Origin of the sequence: Prosthecobacter sp., from assembly GCF_020439865.1 — a bacterium.
In the GTDB taxonomy this organism is placed as follows: Bacteria; Verrucomicrobiota; Verrucomicrobiia; order Verrucomicrobiales; family Verrucomicrobiaceae; genus Prosthecobacter.
In genome coordinates this window covers 1-7,010 of record NZ_JAGRPF010000219.1, presented here as the reverse complement: position 1 = coordinate 7,010, position 7,010 = coordinate 1, and the positions used below count along the sequence as shown (strand labels likewise).

5 protein-coding genes are annotated in these 7,010 nt (G+C 61.4%); all 5 read left to right on the top strand.

Translation table 11 applies throughout. The annotated features are described in order from the left end of the window. Positions 1-1,204 (top strand): DUF1553 domain-containing protein (locus KDL09_RS23505; protein WP_294390799.1); only part of this gene is annotated, 1,204 nt, incomplete at its 5' end. A gap of 4 nt (positions 1,205-1,208) precedes the next feature. Then, the gene (locus KDL09_RS23500) at positions 1,209-2,615 is read left to right on the top strand and encodes a DUF1501 domain-containing protein (RefSeq protein WP_294390796.1); all 1,407 of its coding nucleotides are present in this window, start codon (positions 1,209-1,211) and stop codon (positions 2,613-2,615) included. Positions 2,616-2,675: 60 nt separating this feature from the next. Further along, on the top strand, positions 2,676-3,911 hold the full coding sequence (locus tag KDL09_RS23495) for a sialidase family protein (RefSeq protein WP_294390793.1): 1,236 nt from the start codon (positions 2,676-2,678) through the stop codon (positions 3,909-3,911). Beyond that, positions 3,892-4,911, top strand: coding sequence for an alkaline phosphatase D family protein (locus tag KDL09_RS23490; protein ID WP_294390789.1), 1,020 nt, complete (start codon positions 3,892-3,894; stop codon positions 4,909-4,911). Before KDL09_RS23495 ends, KDL09_RS23490 begins: the two co-directional genes overlap by 20 nt. 3 nt (positions 4,912-4,914) lie before the next feature. Then, positions 4,915-6,999, top strand: a complete 2,085-nt coding sequence (locus KDL09_RS23485) for a PSD1 and planctomycete cytochrome C domain-containing protein (protein ID WP_294390786.1) — start codon at positions 4,915-4,917, stop codon at positions 6,997-6,999. The last annotated feature ends 11 nt before the right edge of the window (positions 7,000-7,010 follow it).

Genomic DNA, 7,010 nt, shown 5'->3' with positions numbered 1-7,010 from the left:
TCCGTCCAATCTCTACCTGTGGCGCTTCAATCCACGCCGTCTCGATGCCGAACAGATCCGCGACGCCCTGCTGGCCGCGAGCGGTGAACTCGATCCAAAGTCCAATGGCGCGGGCGAGGACGCCAACGGCACACGCCGCTCCATCTACACGATCAAGAAGCGCAACAAGCCCAACGAACTGTTGAGCGCGCTCGACATGCCTGCGGCTTTCTCCAGCACCGCCGAACGTCTCAGCACCACCACACCGACGCAGGCGCTGCAACTGCTCAATGGCGACTGGCTGCTCGCACGTTCGCGCAAACTGGCTGCGAGCGTCGGGAACATCGATGACGCATGGCTGGCCGTGCTCGGACGTCCGCCATCGAAAGGCGAACGCGACACAGCGGAGGCGTTTTTGAAGAAGCGCGCCGGTGATGCGATGCCTGCTGCATCCGCGAACAGCGAGGCGAGCGAAAACGGCAGTGGTTTCAAAGAGAACTCGCCGCATGAGCGCCTCCTTGTGCAGAGCGGTGAGAAGGAAGGCGATGAATTCACGGTCGAGACCATCGCCAGCCTCAACAGCATCGACGTTAATGCCTCCGTTCGCACCATTGCCTCGCGCTGGAGTCTCGGGAAGGACAGCATCGAGTCCTTCGGCTGGAGTCTCGGTGTCACCGGAGTGAAATCGCGCTACAAGCCTCGCAACGTCATCGTGCAGGTCGTCGGCGAGGATGAAAACGCAAATATCGGCTATCAGGTCGTGCCTTCGAACATTCACATCGAGCTCGGGCGCCGCTATCATATCGCCGCCCGCGTTTCGTGCGTCGGTCACAACGTCACCTTCACCGTGCGCGATCTCGACACGCCCGACGCCGCCGTGCAGTCCGCCGTGGTGCCAATGGACATCCGCTCGAAGCTCAGCATGGGCTCGTCGCCGCTCGTGATCGGCGGCCTCGGCAAACGCACACCTTCCCACCAGTGGGACGGCCAGATTGAGGCGCTGCGCATCGTCAGCGGCGTTCTTCCGGACAAGGCGCTCAGCGACGATCCGGAAAAGTGGTCCGCCGGTCTCGTCACCTGGCGCAGCGCCGATCCGCTGAACTCGCAGTTTGCGTGGTCCGGTTCGGACACTAAGTCCGTCGAGGACAACAACCCTTACCATCAGGCCATGAACGACCTCTGCCAGGTCCTGCTCAACACGAACGAATTCTTCTACCTGCACTAATCCCATGAGCTGCCATCGATACGACATTCCTCATTCACGTCGCGATTTCCTGCAAACCGCCGGCTGCGGCTTTGGCGCCGTCGCCCTGGCCGCGCTCATGGGCGAGCAACAGGCCGCGGCCGCCCCACTGCGCGTGCCGCAACGCGCCGCCAAAGCCAAGAGCGTCATCTTCCTTTTCATGGAAGGCGGCCCGAGTCATCTGGACACCTTCGACTACAAGCCGCTGCTCAACAAACTCGCTGGCCAGTCGCTGCCTGCGAGCTTCAAGCCGCCGATCACGGCGATGGGTGAGTCCAAATCTCCGCTGCTCGAGTGCAAACGCACGTGGAAGCAGTATGGCCAGGGCGGCCTGTGGATTTCCGATTGGTTTCAAAACGTCGCGCAGCATGCCGACGACCTCGCCGTGATTCATTCATGCGCCTCCAGTGGCATCAACCATGCCGGCGGCGTCTGCTCCATGAACACCGGCTCCGTCTTCGGCGGTCGTCCGTCGCTCGGCGCATGGGCTCAGTATGGACTCGGCACCTCGAATCAGAATCTGCCCGGCTTTGTCGTCATCAAGGACAGCGAGGCGACCGTGGTCAACGGCGTGCGCAACTGGGGCAATGGCTTCATGCCCGCCGTGTATCAAGGTGTCGAATTCACCTCCGAAGGCACGCCGATCAAATTCCTCGACAATCCGAAGGGAGTCGATCGTCAGCGTCAACGTGACAAGCTCGACCTGCTCGGCGCTTTGAATCGCGAATACGGCGCTTCACGCACCAGCAACACCGAACTCGAAGCGCGCATCCGTGGCTACGAACTCGCCTATCAGATGCAGGCCGAAGCGCCCGAAGCCGTCGACCTCAGCAAGGAAACCGAGGCCACCAAGCAGCTCTATGGCATGGACGATGAGAAGACCGCCGTCTTCGGTCGCAACTGCCTGCTCGCGCGTCGTCTCGTTGAAAACGGCGTACGCTTTATCCAGCTTTACAGCGGCGCCGGCAGCAAGTGGGACAGCCACAAGGGCATCGAAGTGAATCACTCGCGCCTCTGCAACGCCGTCGACAAACCCATCGCCGGTCTGCTCGCCGACCTGAAGGCTCGTGGTCTGCTCGACGAAACGCTCGTCATCTGGGGCGGTGAATTCGGCCGCACACCGATGAGCGAACAGGGTGACGGCCGCGACCACAATCCGACCGGCTTCACCATGTGGATGGCCGGCGGTGGCGTGAAAGGCGGCCAGACCTACGGTGCCACCGACGATCTTGGATTGTATGCCATCGAGGACCGTCTCCACGTCCACGATCTGCACGCCACGATCCTCTACCTGATGGGCCTCGACCACACGAAGCTAACCTACAACCACAAAGGCCTGCCCGAACGCATCGACCAGAACGAAGGCCATCCGTTCACGCGGCTGCTGGGATAAGAACTGAAGTTGTGCATCGGAGTGCAAAGGGTCGAGATCAGCGGCCGTTTGCTTTCGACCATGCATTTCCGAACCATCGCGGCGCTCTCGCTGCTGCTCATCTCTCAGTCCTTTGCGCAGACGAAGCTGCAAAAAGCCGACGTCACACTCACGCCACCGAAGAATCTCAAAACCAAGCTCGCCCCCGGCTACACGATTCCGATCGTGGACATCAGCGGCGAGACGCAGCGTCAGGTGATCGTGGATCGCGAGAAAGGTCAGTATCTCGGCCATCCGACAACGGTGTTGCTCGAAGACAACAAGACGATGCTCATCGTGTATCCGAAGGGCCATGGACGCGGTGCGATCGTTTACAAGCGCAGCAATGACGCCGGACTCACCTGGAGTGATCGTTTGCCGACGCCGAAGTCCTGGGAGACTTCACTCGAAGTGCCGACTCTGCATCGCGTGGTCGATGCGGCGGGAAAGAAGCGCATCATCATGTTCAGCGGACTCTATCCCATCCGCATGGCTGTCACCGAAGACGATGGCGCGAACTGGAGCGAGTTGAAGTCCATCGGCGACTTCGGCGGCGTGGTCACGATGGCCACGGTGATCGATTTGAAGAAGCCGGGATATTATCTCGCCTTCTTCCACGACGACGGCCGCTTCATCCGCGGCGGAGAGGAGGAAAAATACCGCATCAAAAGCCCCGACGTGCCGGAATACTCGTCGTCCACCGCCAAGCCCTGGCGCTTCTGGGTTTACACCACGCTTTCGAAGGACGGCGGTCTGACCTGGAGCGTGCCCGCGCCCATCGCGATGCTGCCCGATGCGAATCTCTGCGAACCCGGCGCGCTCCGCTCGCCCGATGGCAAACAGATTGCCGTGCTGCTGCGCGAGAACTCGCGGAAGTACAATTCCTTCGTCATCTTCTCCAACGACGAGGGCCTGACATGGAGCGAGCCGAAGGAACTGCCCGCCGCGATCACCGGCGATCGTCACGTCGCCAAATACACACCCGACGGCCGCCTCTTCATCAGCTTCCGCGACACCACGCACGTCAGCCCGACGAAAGGTGACTGGGTCGGCTGGGTCGGCAAATACGATGACATCGTCAATGGCACCGAAGGCCAGTATCGCGTCCGCATCATGGACAACACCAAGGGCCAGGACACCACCTATCCCGGTGTCGAAGTCCTGCCCGACGGCACGATTGTGACCACCACCTACGGTCACTGGACCGAAGGCGAGCCTGCCTATGTCGTGAGTGTTCGTTTCAAACTGGAGGAACTCGATGCCAAACTCTCCAAGTAGCCGTCGCCGCTTTCTCGCCGGACTTCCCGCCATAGGACTCATCGCCGCGCATGCGGGCGACGAGCAGCCGCTGGAGCACATCATCTTTGGGTCGTGCCTCGACACGCATGACCATCCGATGCTCGATCGGACGCTCACGTTGCCGCGCGATCTGTTCATCTTCATGGGTGACAACATCTATGCCGACAAAGGCGGTGTGCCGATGATGCAGGAGAAGTATGCGCTGCTCAAAAACAGCCGCTTCTTCCAGCGACTGAAGAACAAGCCCGTCCTCGCCACGTGGGACGATCACGATTTCGGCCAGAACGACGGCGGCGTCGAATGCCCGGTCAAAAAGGAGGCGCAGGTCGAGTTTTGGAACTGGCTCGATGAACCGGCGGACTCGCCGCGCCGAAAGCAGGAGGGCGTCTATCATTCGCAGTCCTTCGGCCGGCCCGGAAAGCGAATGCAGATCATCCTGCTCGATACACGTTACTTTCGCAGCCCGATGAAGAAGGTGGCGAAGGACAAGGCCATGCTCGGCGGCACCTCGGTGCCCACCGATGATGAATCCACCACCATCCTCGGCACGGCGCAGTGGAGCTGGCTCGAAAAAGTGCTCCAAGAGCCCGCGGATCTGCGAATCGTCGTCTCCAGCATTCAATTTGCCCCCGAGGCACACGGCGGCGAGTGCTGGGCCAATTTCCCGCATGAGAAGCGCCGCATGTTGGCGCTGCTTAAAGGTCAGACAGCTCTCGTGGTGAGCGGCGACCGGCATTGGTGCGAGTTCTCACACGATGGCGTGTTCGACTTCACCTCGAGTTCGATGACGCAGAAGCATCCGCGCGGCACGCCCACGCCGAACAAGAACCGCTGCGTCCCGACGACTTATCACCTCCCGAACGTGGGACATCTGCACATCGACTGGAACGCAGGGGCGATCACGACAAAAATCATCGGAGAGGACGGAGAAGCGAAAATCGTGCAGCGAGTGCCGTTCACTGAACTGCAAGTTCGCTAGCGCATGCGCCTCATCCTCACATTCACGCTTCTCGTTACTCCCGGCATTTTTGCCGCGGAGAAGCGTCTCGAATTCAATCGCGATGTGCGCCCAATCCTCGCGGCGAAGTGCTATGCCTGTCATGGGCCGGACGAGGAGAAGCGCGAGGGCGATCTGCGGCTCGACATGCGAGACGCGCATCTGGATGCGAAGGAATTCAATCATCGCATCTCGACCACGGATCCAGACGATGTGATGCCGCCGCCGAAGTCCCCGAAGGGGCTGACGAAGGCTGAACGCGAACTGCTGCGTCGATGGGTCGCCGAAGGTGCCGAGTATCAGGATCACTGGGCCTTCCTGCCCATCCAGCATCCCTCGGTTCCTGCGCCGACGGGCAGGAACGCGATTGATGCGTTCGTGGCCGACAAGCTGCGCGAACATCGGCTTAAACCCGCGCCCGAAGCTGCACCGGCCGCACTCATCCGCCGCGTCTTCCTCGATCTCACGGGTTTGCCACCCACTGCATCCGACATGACGGTCCTGTCCGACTGGTCTGACGAAAAGTATGAGGCACTCGTCGATCGCCTGCTCGCCTCGCCGCAGTTTGGCGAACGCTGGGCGCGGCACTGGCTCGACGCGGCGCGCTACGCGGACAGCAACGGTTTCCTGGGCGACGGCCTGCGTCCGAATGCATGGCGCTATCGCGACTGGGTCATCGAGGCGATCAACCGCGACCTGCCATTCGATCAGTTCACCATCGAGCAGATCGCCGGTGATCTGCTGCCCGAAGCCACCCGCGAGCAGTTCATCGCCACTGGCTTTCATCGCAACGCGGCGCTGAACACCGAGGCGGGCGTGGACAAGGAGGAAGCGCGATATCAAAACCTTGTCGATCGCGTGAACACGACGGGACGCGTGTGGATGGGTCTCACCATCGGCTGCGCGCAATGCCACACGCACAAATACGATCCGATCACGATCCGCGATTACTACAGCTTCTACGCTTTCTTCGACAACACCGAGGATCGCGACGAGCCAAAGACGAAGGCGCAGGTGCTCGCCGAGGTGAGCAAGGACCGCCGCCAGACCTATGTGCATCTCGCCGGCGATTACACGCGTCACGGACCGGACGTGACGCCTGCCACGCTGTCGTCGTTGCCCGCGCAAAGTGGCCCCACCCGCCTCGATCTCGCGAGGTGGCTCGTCTCACCGCAGAATCCGCTCACCGCACGCGTCGCAGTGAATCACATATGGCTCCACCTCTTCGGCGCAGGCATCGTTAACACGCCCGACGACTTCGGAACCAGCGGTGATTCTCCTTCGCATCCGGCATTGCTCGACTGGCTGGCCACCGAGTTCATGCGCAACGGCTGGAGCCGCAAGCAGCTGATCAAGTTCATTGTGATGAGCCACACCTACCGCCAGTCCTCCGCGCATCGCGAAGACATCGTGCAATTCGACCCGCTGAACCGTCTGCTCGCACGCCAAAACCGCATCCGTCTCGATGCCGAAATCCTGCGCGATTCCGCACTCGCAGTCAGCGGTCTGCTCACACGCAGTGTCGGCGGCCCCAGCTTCCGTCCACCATTGCCGGAGGACATGTTCGACGTCGGGCGTTCAAAAGGCTGGCAGGCCAGCCCCGGCGCGGAGCGCTATCGCCGCGGCCTCTACATCATCACCCTGCGCAGTACGCTCTACCCGATGCTCACCACCTTCGACGCGCCCGATGCCGCCGACGCCTGCGTGCGTCGGGAGCGCAGCAACACGCCATTGCAGGCGCTCACGATGATGAACGAGGAGATGTTTGTCGAAGCCGCGCAGTCCCTCGCCCTTCGCGCCTTGCATGAAAGCAGCAGCGAAACATCCAAACGCCTGCAAACGCTCTTCCGTCTCGTTTTGAATCGCGATCCACGCGCCGAGGAGCTATCGCGACTGCTTGCCTTCCATGCGGAGCAGAAGGCACGCGTGCAAAGCGGCGGCCCGGAGGCGCTCAAGGTGTTGAACTTCGTCGAGAAATCGGTTCCACCTGCGGAAGCCGTCGAAGCCGCCACGCTCGTCGCCACGGCGCGGGTGCTCATGAATCTCGACGAGTTCATCAACCGCGAATAATCCGCGCCCAT

Bases quoted from the DNA above. Each gene is read 5' to 3' on its own strand.
- KDL09_RS23500 (WP_294390796.1), top strand. From the start codon at position 1,209: ATGAGCTGCCATCGATACGACATTCCTCATTCACGTCGCGATTTCCTG.
- KDL09_RS23495 (WP_294390793.1), top strand. From the start codon at position 2,676: ATGCATTTCCGAACCATCGCGGCGCTCTCGCTGCTGCTCATCTCTCAG.
- KDL09_RS23490 (WP_294390789.1), top strand. From the start codon at position 3,892: ATGCCAAACTCTCCAAGTAGCCGTCGCCGCTTTCTCGCCGGACTTCCC.
- KDL09_RS23485 (WP_294390786.1), top strand. From the start codon at position 4,915: ATGCGCCTCATCCTCACATTCACGCTTCTCGTTACTCCCGGCATTTTT.